The 16,638-nt window shown below is 38.5% G+C and carries 15 protein-coding genes; 14 read left to right on the top strand and 1 reads right to left on the bottom strand.

From position 1 onward, the window contains the following. Window positions 1-21: 21 nt before the first annotated feature. From QI30_RS10195 to QI30_RS10130, 14 genes are all read left to right on the top strand, one after another. The gene (locus QI30_RS10195) at window positions 22-1,083 is read left to right on the top strand and encodes a BMP family lipoprotein (RefSeq protein ID WP_020189500.1); all 1,062 of its coding nucleotides are present in this window, start codon (window positions 22-24) and stop codon (window positions 1,081-1,083) included. 189 nt (window positions 1,084-1,272) lie between these two features. Further along, a complete protein-coding gene (locus QI30_RS10190; protein ID WP_126990734.1) occupies window positions 1,273-2,814 on the top strand; it encodes an ABC transporter ATP-binding protein in 1,542 nt (513 codons plus the stop codon). Further along, entirely contained in the window at window positions 2,814-3,881 is a 1,068-nt protein-coding gene (locus tag QI30_RS10185) for an ABC transporter permease (protein WP_126990733.1), read from the top strand. Before QI30_RS10190 ends, QI30_RS10185 begins: the two co-directional genes overlap by 1 nt. A gap of 1 nt (window position 3,882) precedes the next feature. Continuing rightward, on the top strand, window positions 3,883-4,842 hold the full coding sequence (locus tag QI30_RS10180; protein WP_126990732.1) for an ABC transporter permease: 960 nt from the start codon (window positions 3,883-3,885) through the stop codon (window positions 4,840-4,842). Between the two features lie 153 nt (window positions 4,843-4,995). Continuing rightward, window positions 4,996-6,261 carry an EF-P 5-aminopentanol modification-associated protein YfmF gene (gene yfmF / locus QI30_RS10175; protein WP_126990731.1) on the top strand — a complete coding sequence of 422 codons (1,266 nt, stop codon included), beginning with the start codon at window positions 4,996-4,998 and terminating at the stop codon, window positions 6,259-6,261. After that, window positions 6,261-7,565, top strand: a complete 1,305-nt coding sequence (yfmH, locus tag QI30_RS10170; RefSeq protein ID WP_126990730.1) for an EF-P 5-aminopentanol modification-associated protein YfmH — start codon at window positions 6,261-6,263, stop codon at window positions 7,563-7,565. Before yfmF ends, yfmH begins: the two co-directional genes overlap by 1 nt. Next, window positions 7,565-8,287, top strand: a complete 723-nt coding sequence (ymfI, locus tag QI30_RS10165) for an elongation factor P 5-aminopentanone reductase (protein WP_020189506.1) — start codon at window positions 7,565-7,567, stop codon at window positions 8,285-8,287. Before yfmH ends, ymfI begins: the two co-directional genes overlap by 1 nt. A gap of 219 nt (window positions 8,288-8,506) precedes the next feature. Beyond that, window positions 8,507-9,316, top strand: a complete 810-nt coding sequence (locus QI30_RS10160; RefSeq protein WP_126990729.1) for a DUF3388 domain-containing protein — start codon at window positions 8,507-8,509, stop codon at window positions 9,314-9,316. A 16-nt stretch (window positions 9,317-9,332) separates the two neighbouring features. Next, window positions 9,333-10,304, top strand: coding sequence for a helix-turn-helix domain-containing protein (locus QI30_RS10155; RefSeq protein WP_020189508.1), 972 nt, complete (start codon window positions 9,333-9,335; stop codon window positions 10,302-10,304). Window positions 10,305-10,359: 55 nt separating this feature from the next. Continuing rightward, window positions 10,360-10,938 carry a CDP-diacylglycerol--glycerol-3-phosphate 3-phosphatidyltransferase gene (gene pgsA, locus QI30_RS10150; protein WP_020189509.1) on the top strand — a complete coding sequence of 193 codons (579 nt, stop codon included), beginning with the start codon at window positions 10,360-10,362 and terminating at the stop codon, window positions 10,936-10,938. A gap of 83 nt (window positions 10,939-11,021) precedes the next feature. After that, window positions 11,022-12,281, top strand: a complete 1,260-nt coding sequence (locus tag QI30_RS10145; protein WP_126990728.1) for a competence/damage-inducible protein A — start codon at window positions 11,022-11,024, stop codon at window positions 12,279-12,281. A 165-nt stretch (window positions 12,282-12,446) separates the two neighbouring features. Beyond that, window positions 12,447-13,514 carry a recombinase RecA gene (gene recA, locus QI30_RS10140; protein ID WP_126990727.1) on the top strand — a complete coding sequence of 356 codons (1,068 nt, stop codon included), beginning with the start codon at window positions 12,447-12,449 and terminating at the stop codon, window positions 13,512-13,514. A gap of 285 nt (window positions 13,515-13,799) precedes the next feature. Beyond that, window positions 13,800-15,359 (top strand): ribonuclease Y, encoded by a 1,560-nt coding sequence (gene rny, locus QI30_RS10135; RefSeq protein WP_126990726.1) that lies wholly within the window; start codon window positions 13,800-13,802, stop codon window positions 15,357-15,359. A 111-nt stretch (window positions 15,360-15,470) separates the two neighbouring features. After that, window positions 15,471-16,268, top strand: coding sequence for a TIGR00282 family metallophosphoesterase (locus QI30_RS10130; RefSeq protein WP_020189513.1), 798 nt, complete (start codon window positions 15,471-15,473; stop codon window positions 16,266-16,268). Between the two features lie 125 nt (window positions 16,269-16,393). On the opposite strand, the gene QI30_RS10125 is transcribed toward QI30_RS10130, so the two are convergent. Further along, window positions 16,394-16,591: a hypothetical protein gene (locus QI30_RS10125; protein WP_020189514.1), complete on the bottom strand. Its 198-nt coding sequence runs from the start codon at window positions 16,589-16,591 to the stop codon at window positions 16,394-16,396. Window positions 16,592-16,638 lie beyond the last annotated feature (47 nt).

Raw genomic sequence — 16,638 nt, 5'->3', positions numbered from 1 at the left:
CTTTTTTGGGAGGACTCCAAATTGAAAAAGCGTAAAATTGGTTTAGCATTGACAGCATTATTAGCGTCAGGTACTTTATTGGCAGCTTGTGGTTCAAGTGATTCGAAAGACGATTCTAAAGGTGGAGACAACAAAGATTCATTCTCAGTAGCAATGGTAACGGATACAGGTGGTATTGATGACCGTTCATTTAACCAATCAACTTGGGAAGGTCTACAAGCTTATGGGAAAGAGGCTGGTTTGAAAAAAGGCGATGGTGGTTACGATTATTTACAATCAGCTTCTGACTCTGATTTTACAACAAATATTAACAACTTAGTTCGTCGTGACTTTGACTTAGTATTTGCGGTAGGATTTAAATTAGAAGACTCAGTGAAAGAAGTAGCCGCTCAACAAAAAGATGCGAAAATCGCTATTATCGATTCAGTAGTACCAGATTTAGATAATGTTACATCAATTATGTTTAAAGCAAACGAAGCTTCTTACTTAGCGGGTGTTGCCGCAGCATTAGAATCAAAAACTGGTAAAGTTGGCTTCTTAGGTGGTATGGAAGGTAATATCATCGGTGGTTTTGAAGCAGGTTTCGTAGCAGGTGCTAAAGCAGCTGATCCTAAAGTGAAAGTTGACGTTCAATATGCTGGTTCATTTGGTGACGCAGCGAAAGGTCAAGCAATCTCTAAACGTATGTATGACGGTGGCGCGGATATCGTATTCCATGCAGCTGGTGGTACAGGTCAAGGTTTATTCACTGAAGCAATTGCTCAGAAAAAATCTGGTAATGACGTATGGGCAATCGGTGTAGACCGTGACCAATATGATGAAGGTAAAGTTGACGATAAAACAAATATTGTGATGACATCTGTATTAAAACGCGTTGACGTTGCTGCGCAAGATATGATCAAACGTTCAGCTGATGGTGATTTCCCAGGTGGCGAAACAGTAACTTACGGTCTTAAAGATGATGGTGTAGGTCTTGCTGATTCACACGGTGCAATTTCTGATAAAACACAAAAAGAAGTTGACGCAGCAAAAGAAGATATCATCGCTGGTAAAATTGAAGTTCCTGAGCAACCAGAAAAATAGTAGTATTGCCGCGATTATGTCCGGTATTTCATGAGGGCAAATGTCTGCCCTCATGTTTATTTTGTAATAAATTTTTAATTTATTACATGTAAAAATTTGAACATTTCGAATTTTTACATGTGTTAATTTAATTAACCTTATAAATCCATTACAAACTATTTTTAAGAGAATTTTGAAGGAGTGAGCACATTGGAATATGTGATCGAAATGCTTAATATCCGTAAGCAATTTGGGGATTTTGTAGCAAATGATAATATCACCCTTCAATTAGCAAAAGGAGAAATTCATGCATTATTAGGAGAAAATGGTGCAGGAAAATCGACGTTGATGAATGTTCTGTTTGGTTTATATCAACCAGAAGCAGGTACGATTAAAGTTCGTGGAGAAGAAGTGAAGATTTCAGATCCAAACAAAGCGAATGATTTAGGTATCGGCATGGTTCACCAACACTTTATGTTAGTTGAAAACTTCACGGTGACGGAAAATATTATTTTGGGAAATGAGCCAACAGCGCTCGGCACAGTAAATATTAAAAAAGCTGCTAAAAAAGTGCAGCAACTGTCAGAACAATATGGTTTGAATGTTGATGCCTATGCAAAAATTGAAGATATTTCAGTAGGTATGCAGCAACGTGTGGAAATTCTAAAAACGCTTTACCGTGGTGCAGAGATTTTGATTTTCGATGAACCAACCGCTTCGTTAACACCGCAAGAAATTACGGAATTAATTCAAATTATGAAGCGCTTAATTTCAGAAGGTAAGTCGATTATCTTAATTACGCATAAGCTAAAAGAAATTATGGAAGTTTCAGATCGTGTAACAATTATTCGTAAAGGGCAAGGGATTGGTACTGTGACAACTGCACAGACAAATCCAGATGAACTAGCTGAGATGATGGTAGGTCGTCAAGTAGTATTTAAAACAGAAAAAACGGCTGCTACGCCGAAAGAAACGATTTTAGAAGTGACAGGTTTAAATGTGAAAGACAATCGAGGCGTCGATCGCGTGAAAGATTTAAGTTTGACCGTCCGAGCTGGAGAGATTGTGGGGATTGCTGGTATTGATGGTAATGGACAATCCGAGCTAATCGAAGCAATCACCGGTCTTCGAAAGATATCTTCAGGTAAGGTACTCTTAAAAGGTCAAGAACTTACAGGGTTGAAGCCACGTAAGATTACAGAATCTGGCGTGGGGCATATTCCACAAGACCGTCATAAGCATGGTCTGGTATTGGATTTCCCAATTGGACATAATATTGCACTTCAAACCTATTATCAATCGCCTATTTCTAAAGGTGGTATTATCGATTATAAAAAAATCGATAAATTAGCAGAAAAAATCATTCAAGAATTTGATGTGCGTACACCAAGTGCATCAACTGAGGCACGTGCATTATCAGGTGGTAACCAACAAAAAGCAATTATTGGTCGTGAAATCGATCGTGACCCAGAGTTATTGATTGCGGCATTACCAACACGTGGGTTGGATGTAGGGGCAATCGAATTTATTCACCGCCGTCTAATCGAGCAACGTGATAAAGGAAAAGCTGTATTACTGATTTCGTTTGAATTAGACGAGGTTATGAACGTATCGGATACAATTGCAGTTATTCATGACGGACATATTATTGATACGGTAAAACCACAAGAAACAACAGAACAACAGCTTGGTTTATTAATGGCTGGTCAAACAGTGAAAAAACCATCATTAGATAAGGTAGGTGGAGAATAATGTCACAACGTATGGTCAATATTCTCGTGCCAGTTGTTTCAGTTATTTTAGGATTAATTGTCGGCGCGATTGTGATGCTTGTTTCAGGATTTAATCCAGTGGCAGGGTATTCAGCGCTTTGGAATGGGATATTTGGTGACACTTATAATATAGGTGAAACCGTTCGTACGATTACACCGTATATTTTTTCTGGTTTAGCGGTCGCTTTTGCATTCCGTACAGGGATGTTTAATATCGGTGTTGAAGGCCAATTAATTATGGGATGGCTTGCAGCAGCGTATGTTGGTCAAGCCTTCGAAATGCCAACAGGCTTACATGCTGTTGTCGCAATTTTAGCAGCTGCAGTAGCGGGTGGTATTTGGGCCTTTATTCCAGGATTATTAAAAGCAAAATTACAAGTGCATGAAGTTATCGTAACAATTATGATGAACTATATTGCCCTTCATACAGCTAACGCAGCCATTTCAGCAATTAGCGATGGCGGCGAGAAAACGGATAAAATTTATCCATCTGCGTCACTTGCATCTGAATGGCTATCATCAATGACACAATTCTCTCGTTTACACTGGGGCTTTGTTGTCGCAATTTTAGCTGTTATTATTATGTGGATTTTATTAGAAAAAACAACATTAGGTTATGAGTTGAAATCAGTTGGTTTCAACAAGAATGCCTCTGAGTATGCAGGGATGAATGTTAGTCGTAATATTATTTTAGCAATGGTCATCTCAGGTATGTTTGCGGGTGTTGGTGGTGCGATGGAAGCACTTGGTACATTCGGCAACATGATGAAAATGACCGCTGCAACAGGTATTGGTTTTGATGGTATCGCCGTTGCCTTATTAGGCGCTAACCAACCGTTTGGTGTGCTATTAGGTGCCATTTTATTCGGTGCACTGAAAAATGGTGGTTTGAATATGCCAAATGAAGCAGGCATTCCAACAGAAATCGTATCGATTGTTATCGCATTAATCATCTTCTTCGTCGCATCAGGTTACCTTATTCGATTAGGTCTTGAAAAATTCGGCAAGAAAAATAAAGATACTCAGAAAATAAAGGAGGGAAAATAACATGAGCTTTTTAGATGTGTTATACTTCATCATCCCTTCTGCCATTTTCTATGCGGCCCCGCTTATTATGACAGCTATCGGTGGTGTATTCACGGAGCGTTCAGGTGTTGTTAATATCGGGCTTGAAGGTATTATGATTATCGGTGCCTTCATTAGTGTTATTTTCAACTTAACATTTGCAGATAAACTAGCAGGATGGGCCCCGTGGTTAGGCTTAGTAGTTGCCATGGTAGTCGGTGCCATCTTCTCACTATTATTAGCTGTTGCAGCGATTTCATTCCGAGCGGATCAAACCGTAACTGGGGTAGCGCTTAACATGTTAGGGTTAGCGCTTGCTGTATTCTCTGTGAAAATGATTTATGATAAGGGACAAACGGATTCGATTTCAGAGCGTTTTGGACGTTATGATGTGCCGGTATTAGGCGATATTCCTGTTATTGGCCGTATGTTCTTCCATGATTTACACATGACATCTGTGTTAGCAATTGCTGTTGCATTTCTTGCATGGTTCGTTATTTATAAAACGCCATTTGGTTTACGTTTACGTGCAGTAGGGGAACATCCTGTTGCCGCAGATACAATGGGTGTCAATGTAACGAAAATGCGTTATATCGCGGTAATGATTTCAGGTGCACTAGGTGGTATTGGTGGCGCAATCTATGCACAGGCTATCGCTGGTAACTTCAGTGCATTAACGATTTCAGGACAAGGTTTCATGGCCATTGCGGCGATGATCTTTGGTAAGTGGCATCCACTAGGTGCATTAGGTGCGGCGTTATTCTTCGGTTTAGCGCAGTCATTAAGTATCGCGGGTGCTTCGATTCCGTACGTAAAAGATATTCCGGAAGTAATCTTATTGATTTTACCGTATGTCTTAACAATTCTAGCGCTTGCAGGATTCATTGGGAAAGCCAATGCACCAAAGGCGTCTGGTAAGCCTTATATTAAAGGAAAACGTTAGTGGTTTTTCGCATAAAATAAAGAACGAAGCACAGTGTTTTTGCGTTGTGCTTCGTTTTTTAGTGTTTTTAGCCACCATTAGTTGCCAAAGCAAAGAAAACTCATATATAGTGGTACTAATGGTGTTTTACCCAGGAGAATTAGGAGGGGTCACATGTTTAACAGAACGGAAATCGCGGAAGGTGTTACAATTTTTACGCGTAAATCAGAGCAATTTAAAACAGTTAATTTTTCAATTAAATTAAAGCGACCATTAAATACAGAAGAAGCGGCAAATCGTACAGTGCTGACAAATGTATTACAACATAGTAATGCGAAATTCCAATCAGCGGCAGCGATGCGCATGAAATTAGATGATTTATATGGTACGGTGCTTTACTTAGATACGACAAAACAAGGAAATGAGCAAATCGTTTTATTAAATGTTGAAACAGTAAATGACCATTATTTAAAAACAGGCGATGTATTAAATGAAGTATTATCATTAATGCATACGGTGCTGTTTGAACCAAATCTTGATGAACAAGGACTTTTCCAACAAACGATTGTCGAACGTGAACGTGAAATGGTTGTTGAACGTATTCAATCTATATTTGACGATAAATCACGTTATGCACAAAAACGTCTGCAAGAAATCTTACGTCCAAATCATCCAGTATCAACATCAGTAAATGGTACGGTTGAAACGGTTCAAGCTGTTACACCAGCGAGTTTAAAAGAAGCATACGAAGCGATGCTAAATGAAGATGAAATTGATATTTTTGTTATTGGTGACATTGACGAACAACAAATGATTCAATCGCTTAAAGAAGTATTCCCATTTAGTGCACGTAAACCAAAAGTGGCACCTGCATTACCAGAATCACACGCAACAGCGGACTACACAAAAGAAACATTTGATACACGCCAAGGGAAACTACATATCGGTTATTCAACGCCGGTGCAGTTTACAAGCCCTGATTTCCCGAAAATGCAAATCTTTAACGGGATTTTTGGTGGTTACCCACACGCGAAATTATTTATGAATGTGCGTGAAAAAGAAAGTCTTGCTTACTACTGCTCAAGCTCATACTCAGCACAGTACGGTTTAATGTACGTGATGTCAGGAATTGAAGCAGAAAATGAAGAAAAAGCGCGTCGTTTAATCGATGAACAATTAGAAGCAATCCGTCAAGGTGATATTTCGGATTTAGAAATTATGCAAACAAAGGCAATGCTGAAAAATCAATTAAAAGAAGCATTAGATTCAGCTCGTGGCCAAATCGAGCTTTACAATCAATATCGTGAATTACCAGAAGAATTTACAGTTGAAAATATGAGTGCGAAATGGGATGCAGTGTCGAAAGAAGATGTTGTAGCAATGGCAGCACAATTGAAAAAAGAAACTGTTTACTTCTTAAGCGGGGAGGATGCACAGTAATGGAAAAAATCCACTTTGATCAATTAGAAGAAACATTACATTATGAAAAATTACCGAATGGTTTAGATGTCTATATTTTACCGAAAAAAGGCTTCTCGAAAACATTCGTTACCTTTACAACAAAATATGGTTCAATTGACCGTTCATTCGTGCCATTAGGTGAGGAAGAGGCAGTGACTGTACCAGATGGTATCGCGCATTTCTTAGAGCATAAAATGTTTGAAAAAGAAGAGGGCGATATTTTCCAAAAATTTAGTGAGTACGGGGCTTCAGCAAATGCCTTTACGTCATTTACACGTACAGCGTATTTATTCTCAGCAACGGACCATATTAAGGAAAGCACGAATACATTATTAGATTTCGTGCAACAGCCTTATTTCACAGAGCAAACGGTTAATAAAGAAAAAGGCATCATTGGACAAGAAATCCAAATGTACGATGACCAACCAGATTGGCGCGTTTATTTTGGCTCAATCGAAAATCTTTACCACGAGCATCCTGTGAAAATTGATATTGCGGGTACTGTTGAATCGATTGATGGCATTACAGCAGAGCATTTATATACGTGCTACAACACATTCTACCATCCATCAAATATGCTATTATTTGCGATTGGAAATGTGGATCCAGAGGAAATGATGCAAACGATTCGTGATAATCAACAGACGAAAACATTTGCAGCGCCACAACCAATCAATCGCATTCATGTAGAGGAAGCATCGGATGTAGCGGTAAAAGAACGTACATTAGAAATGGACGTATTAAAACCGAAAGCGTATGTATCATTTAAAGCGCGTGAAGTGAGCTTACAGGGTGCGGAAATGATGAAGCATGAATTAGCTATCCAGTTAGCGCTTGATTTATTATATGGTCGCTCTTCAACATTTTATGAAGAAGTGTACCAACAAGGTTGGATTGATGAATCGTATTCATATGACTTCTCATTAGAAGAAGGTTTCGGTTTTGCAATGGTAGGTTCAGATACTGCTTATCCAACAGAATTGATTGCAGCAATGAAACAAGTTATGGAGGATGCATCAGTACAACTACCATTTACACAAGAAGATTTAGACCGTGTGAAACGTCGTAAAATTGGCTTTAATTTACGTGCGTTAAACTCAATTGAATTTATTGCGAACCAATTTACACGTTATAAATTCAATGATATGAATCTATTTGATATTGTCCCAGTTATTGAAGAGTTAACGATAGCGGATGTCGAGCAAGCATTAACATCGATCACAGGTGAAAGCCAACAATCTGTCTTTACGATTAATCCATTAACAAAAGAGGCGCAAGCTTAATGAAACGCTTTTGTTTAGTGTTAGGTGCTTCAGGTGCAATTGGTTCGGCGACGGCTCGTGAGCTTGCGAAGGATGGTTTTAGCTTATACTTACAATACAATCGCCATCCCGTGACAGCATTAGCTGAAGAATTAATGGCGTGTTATCCTGAGCAAGAATTTATGATGATTCAAGCGGAGCTCAGTATACCAGGAGCTGCAGAAAAGCTTGCACAGTCTATCTTTGATATCGAAGCGATTGTTGTAGCGAGTGGGCAAGCCTTATATAAATTAATTGATGATACAACTGCGAGTGATATGCAGTCGCTTTGGATGGTGCATGTGCAATCGCCTGTAGAAATTATTCGAGAACTAGCACCTAAAATGCGTCGTCATGAATCGAGCTATATCGCCATGATTGGCTCAATTTGGGGCGAAGCGGGTGGCGCTGGCGAAGTGATGTATTCAGCGGTTAAGGGTGCGGTGCATAGTTTTGTAAAAGCCTATGCACAGGAAGTCGCTTTTAATGGTATGAAAGTAAATGCTGTGTCACCGGGGATGATTCAAACATCGATGAATGGGCATTTAACCGAGCAAGAGCTTGCGGATGTTGTATCGGAAATTCCGATGGCACGAGCAGGCCAACCACAAGAAGTGGCACATTTTGTATCATTTTTATTATCTGGAAAAGCAGATTATATGACCGGACAAATCATGCGTGTTAATGGTGGCTGGTATATTTAATGAAAAAAGCTGGAAACGTACAAGGTGACGATTTCAGCTTTTTTTCATTCAACAAGTATTTGGCAATGTACATAAAAAAAGTATGAAATAGATTTTGAAAATGAAAGGAATGTCATCGTTTTGTCGTAGTTTTCCTTTTTTTCTTTTAATCTGTTACAAAATCCGCTATTATGAAACATAGAAATGTTTTAATCGTTATATATGAAGGGAGAACCTTGTATGAACGAATGGTATTTTGAATATGAGATACAGGTAAATCGTCCGGGTTTATTAGGAGATATTGCGTCGCTATTAGGTATGCTGCGTGTCAATATTGTTACAATTAATGGTGTCGATTTAGTGCGTCGCGGTATGTTGATTCGCGCTGAAAAGGCTGAGCAAATTGAACGATTTCGAAATATTGTCTCTACGATGGAAATGATTCGTGTGACAAAGTTTAGAAAACCAACAACGCGAGATCGGTTAGCAATTCGTCATGGTCGTTACATTCAACGTGAGGGCGACGAAACGAAGACATTTCGTTTTGTACGCGATGAACTAGGGATTTTAGTTGATTTTATGGCCGAACTATTTAAAAAAGAAGGACATAAATTAATTGGGGTACGTGGTATGCCTCGTGTTGGAAAAACGGAATCTATTGTAGCAGCCAGTGTTTGTGCGAACAAAAAATGGCTCTTTTTATCGTCTACAATGATTAAACAGACGGTGCGTCAGAAGCTACATGGTGATGAATATGGTGGTAATAATGTATTTATTATTGACGGAGCAGTGACGCGTCGTTCGTCAGACGAACGACATCAACAATTAGTGCGAGAAATGATGCAACAACCATCCATTAAAGTAGTGGAGCATCCTGATATTTTCGTTCAACATTCGGAATACACGCTAGAAGATTTCGATTATATAATCGAATTGAGACATCATCCAGAGGAAGAAATTACATATCAGATTCTTGAAAAGCATGAGCAACAAAATGATTTCTTCAACGAATCAGGTGGTTTCGGCGGTTTTGGAGACTTTAACTTTTAACAGGTAGGTGTTTAACTTGGCAGAACTAGGTACTCGCTTAAAAGAAGCGAGAATGGCCAAAGGGTATAGTTTGGAAGATTTACAAGAAATCACAAAAATCCAAAAACGCTATTTGTCTGCCATCGAGGAAGGCAATTTTAGCGTAATGCCCGGTGCATTTTATGTACGTGCATTTATTAAACAATACGCAGAGGCAGTCGGATTAGATGCCAATGAAATTTTAGAAACATATAAATCTGAAATTCCTGCGAATAAAGCAGCAGAGGCGGCTGGAACAGTATCAACTGCGATTCAGCAACCAAAAGGTGGTACGAATCAACGTACAGCACAACCTGCAGCGAAAATTAAGCAAACAGCTAAGCAACAACGTAAAATGACCGATTTAATGCCAAAAATTGCGGTAGCTGTCGTTGTCATTGTTGTGATTGCAGTTATTTGGTTCTTAGCGAATCATCAATCTAAAAATAATGATGTAACAGATGACGTGAAGCAAGAACAAAAAGCAGCTACATCTACAGAAACTAAAGTAGATACAACGAAAGAACAAGAAGTAAAAGATCAAGAAGCGGAAGAAAAAGCAGCGAAAAAAGAAGCTGCTGCTAAGAAAAAAGCGGCGAAAGAGAAAGCTGCTAAAGAAAAAGCAGCGAAAGAAAAGAAAAAAGCTGGTAAGTTATCAAAAGGTACAGATGCTGGCGATGGTGCAACAACGAAATACACATTATCTAATACGAAAAACTTCAAAGTTCGAGTTGAAATGACTGGCGAAAACTGGGTTGGTATTACAACTGCTGCAGGTGCAAATCTTGTAACAGGTAAAATGTATTCAAGTGGTCAAAAGTTAGAATATAATGCAAAAGACCAAGAATCCATTCGAATTCGTTTAGGTGCTGCTTCAGCAGGGAAAGTATTTATTAACAACAAAGAAGTAAAACTATTAGTTCCTGCTTCAAGTCGTCCAACGCAAAATATTGTTATTGAAATGAAATAATGTCAGAAGATAGTCATCATTTGATGGCTATTTTCTTTGAAAAAGGGTGAAAGAAATGAATTTACCAAACAAAATAACCGTTTCTCGTGTCGTGATGATTCCGATTTTCGTTATTTTAATGGTTGTCAATTTTGGATGGGGTAACATTACGTTACTTGGCGCTACAATGCCAATTGAACATTTAGTCGGTGCGATTGTATTTATTATTGCATCAATTACCGATTTCTTTGATGGTCACTTAGCTCGTAAATATAATTTAGTAACGAATATGGGGAAATTTTTAGACCCATTAGCGGACAAATTATTAGTCACAGCAGCATTTATTATTTTAGTGCAATGGGGTGTAGCACCTGCATGGGTAATCATCGTCATTGTAGCGCGTGAGTTTGCTGTTACAGGCCTTCGTTCAATTGGCGCGGAGCAAAATGTCATTATTGCTGCAAGTAACTTAGGAAAGCTTAAAACATGGTCTCAAATGGTAGCATTAGCGTTTTTACTATTGCACAACATCATTTTTGAAATGTGGAATTTCCCATTTGACCAAATCATGTTATATGTAGCATTCTTCTTTACATTGTTATCAGGTCTCGATTATTTCTGGAAAAATCGTCGTCTTTTATTAGACTCAATGTAATTTAATTAATTAATTTTGAATACTTTCTATACTTTATGGTAAATATGTATAGAAAGTATTTTTTTATTTGGAGGAGAAAACGCATGAATGCAGAAATTATTGCAGTAGGTTCGGAGCTATTACTTGGGCAAATCAATAACACGAATGCACGATTTATTTCAAGTCAATTAACGGAATTAGGAATTCATATTTACCATCATACAGTTGTTGGGGATAATCCGAGACGATTGTTGCAAGCGATTGAGATTGCTGAGAGCCGAGCAGATATCATTATTTTTAGTGGTGGATTGGGCCCAACAAAGGATGACTTAACGAAGGAGACCATTGCACAGCATTTAAATGTAAATCTTGTACAAAACGATCAGGCGATGGCGAGTATTCAACATTTTTTTGATGTGAGAAATCGCGTGATGACAGACAATAATAAAAAACAAGCACTTGTCCTAGACGGTGCGACGGTGTTGACAAATCGTCATGGGATGGCGCCCGGGATGTTTTATGAAACAGATAAGCATTTCTATATGTTATTACCTGGACCACCGAGTGAGTTAGAACCAATGTTTCAATTTGAGGCAAAACCTTTATTAGCATCGATTGTTAGTGATGGCGAGCAAATCGTATCGCAGGTGCTTCATTTTTATGGTATTGGGGAATCAGCACTCGAGGTAGAAGTATCGGATTTGTTAGATTTAACGAATCCAACGGTTGCACCGCTTGCTAGTGACGGAGAAGTCATGCTACGAATTACAGCTCAAGCAGAGAGTGAAATACGTGCCCGTGAGTTAATTGAACCAATTCAACAAGAAATTTTACAACGTGTTGGGAAACACTTTTACGGTATTAATGACGATTCACTATCGTCTAAGCTAGTGGAAATGCTTATCGATAATAAGTTAACAATAGCTGCTGCAGAAAGCTTAACTGCAGGACGTTTTATGGCAACATTAGCGGATATTCCTGGAGTAGGAGAAGCATTACAAGGTGGTGTTGTTGTTTATAATGAAGAAATGAAAATTAAACAACTAGATATCTCTCGAGAACTTCTTGAAGAATATACGGTTGTGAGCTCACAGTGTGCAGAAGCAATGGCTTTAAGTGCCCGTGAGAAATTTGATGCGGATATTGGAGTTGGTTTGACGGGTGCTGCAGGTCCTGATGCACATGATGGTAGCCCAGCTGGTACAGTATGGATTGGAATTGCGATAAAAGATACAGTGCATACGTATAAGCTTCAGTTGTCAGCTCAGCGCAATACGAATCGTTTGTTAGCTGTTAAAGCATGTCAAAATTTTATTATTCAATTATTAAGCGAACAGGGTTATTCAAAATTAAAAAATAGCTAATAAATTTGGGACGTTTCGTTTGAACGTCCAAAAAAAACAACTTATAATTACAGAACAGCAGAAAAAAGTACGAATAAATGTTCGCTTTTTTCTTGAGTATTTTATGAAATTGAAGTATAGTAGTATGTATAGACACAACAGACGTGTAATGAAGGAGGAAATACATTGAACGATCGTAAAGCTGCCTTAGATATGGCATTAAAGCAAATTGAAAAACAATTTGGTAAAGGTTCAGTAATGAAATTAGGGGAACAAGCAGATAGAAAAATTTCTACATCATCAACTGGTTCATTAACACTTGATTTATCTCTTGGAGTTGGTGGTTTCCCTAAAGGTCGTATTATTGAAGTATATGGACCCGAATCATCAGGTAAAACAACGGTTGCGCTTCATGCAATTGCTGAAGTACAACGCAATGGTGGTCAAGCAGCATTCATCGATGCTGAGCACGCATTAGACCCATCATATGCAGAAAAATTAGGCGTTAATATCGACGAACTATTACTATCTCAACCAGATACAGGTGAACAAGCACTTGAAATTACTGAAGCATTAGTACGTAGTGGAGCTATCGATATTATCATCATTGACTCTGTTGCAGCATTAGTACCGAAAGCTGAAATCGAGGGAGAAATGGGCGACTCTCACATGGGTCTACAAGCTCGTTTAATGTCTCAAGCGTTACGTAAATTATCAGGTATCATTAACAAATCGAACTGTATCGCTATTTTCATTAACCAAGTACGTGAAAAAATCGGTGTTATGTTTGGTAACCCTGAAACAACTACAGGTGGTCGTGCACTTAAATTCTATTCAACAATTCGTTTAGAAGTGCGTCGTGCTGAAACAATTAAACAAGGTAGTGACATGGTCGGTAACCGTACAAAAATTAAAGTTGTGAAAAATAAAGTAGCGCCACCATTTAAAGTAGCAGAAGTTGATATTATGTATGGTGAAGGAATTTCATACGTTGGGGAAGTAGTTGACCTTGGTGTTGAATATGAAATCGTTCAAAAATCGGGTTCATGGTTTGCTTACGGTGACGAACGTTTAGGTCAAGGCCGTGAAAATGCAAAACAATTCTTAAAAGAAAATCCAGAAGTTTGCGCAGAAATCGCACAAAAAATTCGTGTGGCAGCAGGTATTGCTAGCGAAGAATATGTTGTTCCTGAAGAAGAGGAAGAAAAAATGGATCCAGCATTAGCTGCTGATTTAGGTTTAGACAAAGAATAAGACTATCGATTTATAAGTGAGCTGTTCTGTAAGTATCTTCTTATCAGAACAGCTCTCTTTTTATGTGTTTTTAATAAAAAAATACACATTTTTTATAATATGAAAATAATTCGTATGACGAAAGAAAAGAATATCCAAATACTGTGAATCCTTGACAGTCCTTTTCTTCATCTATACAATGAAATTGTATTATTTCTAAACTGAAATGAAATAGGCAGTATATTGTAATATGCAATGTATAGCCGACTGAAATGTTTTTTTAAAATAGCAAGAGGAGGTGTTCGAATGGGCATTGAAATCATAATCTCCGCTTTGCTTGGACTCATCGTCGGTGCCGCTGTTATCTATTTCGTCATGAAAAAAGTGAATGATTCAAAAGTGACAGGTGCTAAAAGTACCGCAGAAATGATTATCGAAGATGGTAAAAGAGAAGCGGAAGCACTGAAGAAGGAAGCACTTCTTGAAGCAAAAGATGAAACTCACAAACTTCGAACAGAAGCAGAAACTGAAATCCGTGATCGTCGTTCTGAATTACAAAAACAAGAAAACCGCTTGTTAATGCGTGAAGAAAACTTAGATCGTAAGGATGAATCTCTCGATAATCGAGAGACAGCTTTAGAGCGTAAGGAAACGTCTCTAGCTGACAGACAACAGCATATTGAACAGATGGAAGGCAAAGCAGAAGAGCTTGTAGCTAAACAAAGCGCTGAACTTGAACGTATTTCAGCTCTAACACGCGATGAAGCAAAAGAAATTATTCTTAAAGACGTAGAAACAGAACTTACTACTGATATCGCTGTTATGACAAAGGAAGCGGAATCAGGTGCTAAAGAAACAGCAGATAAGAAAGCGCGCGAAATTTTATCATTAGCAATTCAACGTTTTGCTGCAGATCATGTGGCTGAAACAACCGTTTCGGTCGTGAATTTACCAAACGATGAAATGAAAGGCCGTATTATTGGCCGCGAAGGTCGTAACATTCGTACACTTGAAACATTGACAGGTATTGATTTGATTATCGATGATACACCAGAAGCAGTTATTCTTTCAGGCTTTGATCCGATTCGCCGTGAAACAGCCCGCCTAGCTCTTGAAAAATTAGTACAAGACGGCCGTATTCACCCAGCGCGTATCGAGGAAATGGTGGAAAAATCTCGTCGTGAAATTGATGAACAAATTCGTGAAACTGGGGAACAAACAACATTTGACCTTGGCATTCACAATTTACATCCAGATTTAATGAAAATTTTAGGTCGTATGAAGTATCGCACAAGTTACGGTCAAAATGTTTTAAAACACTCAATCGAAGTAGCGCATTTAACAGGTTTACTTGCTGCTGAACTTGGTGAAGATGTGATGCTTGCGAAGCGTGCAGGGTTACTGCACGATATCGGTAAAGCAATTGATCATGAAGTAGAAGGCTCACACGTTGAAATCGGCGTAGAGCTTGCTACAAAATACAAAGAGCATCCAGTCGTTATTAATAGTATTGCTTCTCACCACGGTGATACAGAAGCAACATCTGTTATTGCGGTGCTTGTAGCGGCTGCTGATGCATTATCAGCTGCACGCCCAGGTGCTCGTAGTGAAACGCTTGAAAACTATATTCGACGTCTTGAAAAGCTAGAAGAGATTTCCGAATCTTATGAAGGTGTCGAAAAATCATATGCGATTCAAGCAGGTCGTGAAATTCGTATTATTGTACGTCCAGATGCTGTAGATGATTTATCATCACATCGTCTTGCACGCGATATTCGAAAACGTATTGAAGATGAACTGGATTACCCAGGACATATTAAAATTACGGTCATTCGTGAAACACGCGCTGTTGAATATGCAAAATAAATGGAAGAAGAGATTGCTTAGGCAAATCTCTTCTTTTTTTAATGCATTTTCCAAAGCAGAAGCGTATTGTGGTAAAGTAAAGATAACTTGTATTATTAAGGAGCTTAAACAATGAAAGTTTTATTTATCGGCGATATCGTAGGGGACATCGGTTTAGATGCTGTAGAGAAATACCTACCAAAATTAAAGCGTAAATATGCTATTGATGTTGTCATCGCAAATGCAGAAAATGCCGCAAAAGGACGCGGGTTAACACGTCGTATTTATCAAGATTTATTAATGATGGGTGTCGATGCTATGACAATGGGGAACCATACGTGGGATCAACGCGAAATTTTTGATTTTATCGATGACGCTGATTATTTAGTACGTCCAGCAAACTTCTCAGAGGATGCGCCAGGTAAAGGGATGACGACAGTAACAAAAAATGGTCAAACCATTTCAATTATTAACTTACATGGCCGTGTCTTTTTACCACCGCATGAAGATCCGTTTAAAGTGGGGAAAGAGCTTGTAGCAGAAGCAAAAAAAGTATCACCACTTGTTTTCGTTGATTTCCATGCTGAAACAACGAGTGAAAAAATTGCGCTTGGCTGGCATCTAGCGGGAGAAGCATCATGTGTTGTCGGCACGCATACACATGTTCAAACAGCTGATTCTCGCATTTTACCAGGCGGAACAGCTTATATTAGTGATGTAGGAATGACAGGTCCTTATAATGAAGTATTAGGGATGAAAAAAGAAAGTGTCCTTTATCGTTTCCAAACAAATTTACCTGTTCGTTTTGAAGTACCAACAAAAGGCGACGCGGTATTAAGTGCTGTATTTGTTGAGCTGGATGATAAAACAGGTCAAGCGAAACAAATGGAACGTATTTATATTAATCCAGATAATCCATTTAAAGGTTAATGGAAAGCTGATGTAAATCCTTTCTTACTTAATATTATATTTCTCAATAAAAAGAAGGAATCACGCACACGCGCGATTCCTTCTTTTTGTTACTCATGTTTTTAACGTTGCGTTTTTTATACTGTTTAAGCCGTGTAAGATTTTTTATGCTGTTGATTAAATCGCCAAATGAATAAGAGAACGAAGAAGAAGAACGGAATCATAACCCCTTGACCGATGAGCATTTTCAATGTTGTTGCACCGTCAGTACCCCAAGTAGCTACCATATATGCTGTTAGTGAGAAAATAAACAATGCGATGGGAATCCATAGAATTTTCATCATAATTGCTACTTCTACGGCGTAGCGTAGAAGCTTTCACCTCGCTTTTT

The sequence above is a fragment of the Candidatus Kurthia intestinigallinarum genome (assembly GCF_003991225.1).
Classification (GTDB): Bacteria; Bacillota; Bacilli; order Bacillales_A; family Planococcaceae; genus Kurthia; species Kurthia populi.
Note: the sequence above shows the minus strand (reverse complement) of the source record. Positions and strands in the feature narration are given on the sequence as shown.

Coding starts and splice junctions, on each gene's coding strand:
- QI30_RS10185 (WP_126990733.1), top strand. CDS start 2,814: ATGTCACAACGTATGGTCAATATTCTCGTGCCAGTTGTTTCAGTTATT.
- QI30_RS10180 (WP_126990732.1), top strand. CDS start 3,883: ATGAGCTTTTTAGATGTGTTATACTTCATCATCCCTTCTGCCATTTTC.
- yfmF (WP_126990731.1), top strand. CDS start 4,996: ATGTTTAACAGAACGGAAATCGCGGAAGGTGTTACAATTTTTACGCGT.
- yfmH (WP_126990730.1), top strand. CDS start 6,261: ATGGAAAAAATCCACTTTGATCAATTAGAAGAAACATTACATTATGAA.
- ymfI (WP_020189506.1), top strand. CDS start 7,565: ATGAAACGCTTTTGTTTAGTGTTAGGTGCTTCAGGTGCAATTGGTTCG.
- QI30_RS10160 (WP_126990729.1), top strand. CDS start 8,507: ATGAACGAATGGTATTTTGAATATGAGATACAGGTAAATCGTCCGGGT.
- pgsA (WP_020189509.1), top strand. CDS start 10,360: ATGAATTTACCAAACAAAATAACCGTTTCTCGTGTCGTGATGATTCCG.
- QI30_RS10145 (WP_126990728.1), top strand. CDS start 11,022: ATGAATGCAGAAATTATTGCAGTAGGTTCGGAGCTATTACTTGGGCAA.
- rny (WP_126990726.1), top strand. CDS start 13,800: ATGGGCATTGAAATCATAATCTCCGCTTTGCTTGGACTCATCGTCGGT.
- QI30_RS10130 (WP_020189513.1), top strand. CDS start 15,471: ATGAAAGTTTTATTTATCGGCGATATCGTAGGGGACATCGGTTTAGAT.
- QI30_RS10125 (WP_020189514.1), bottom strand. CDS start 16,591: ATGATGAAAATTCTATGGATTCCCATCGCATTGTTTATTTTCTCACTA.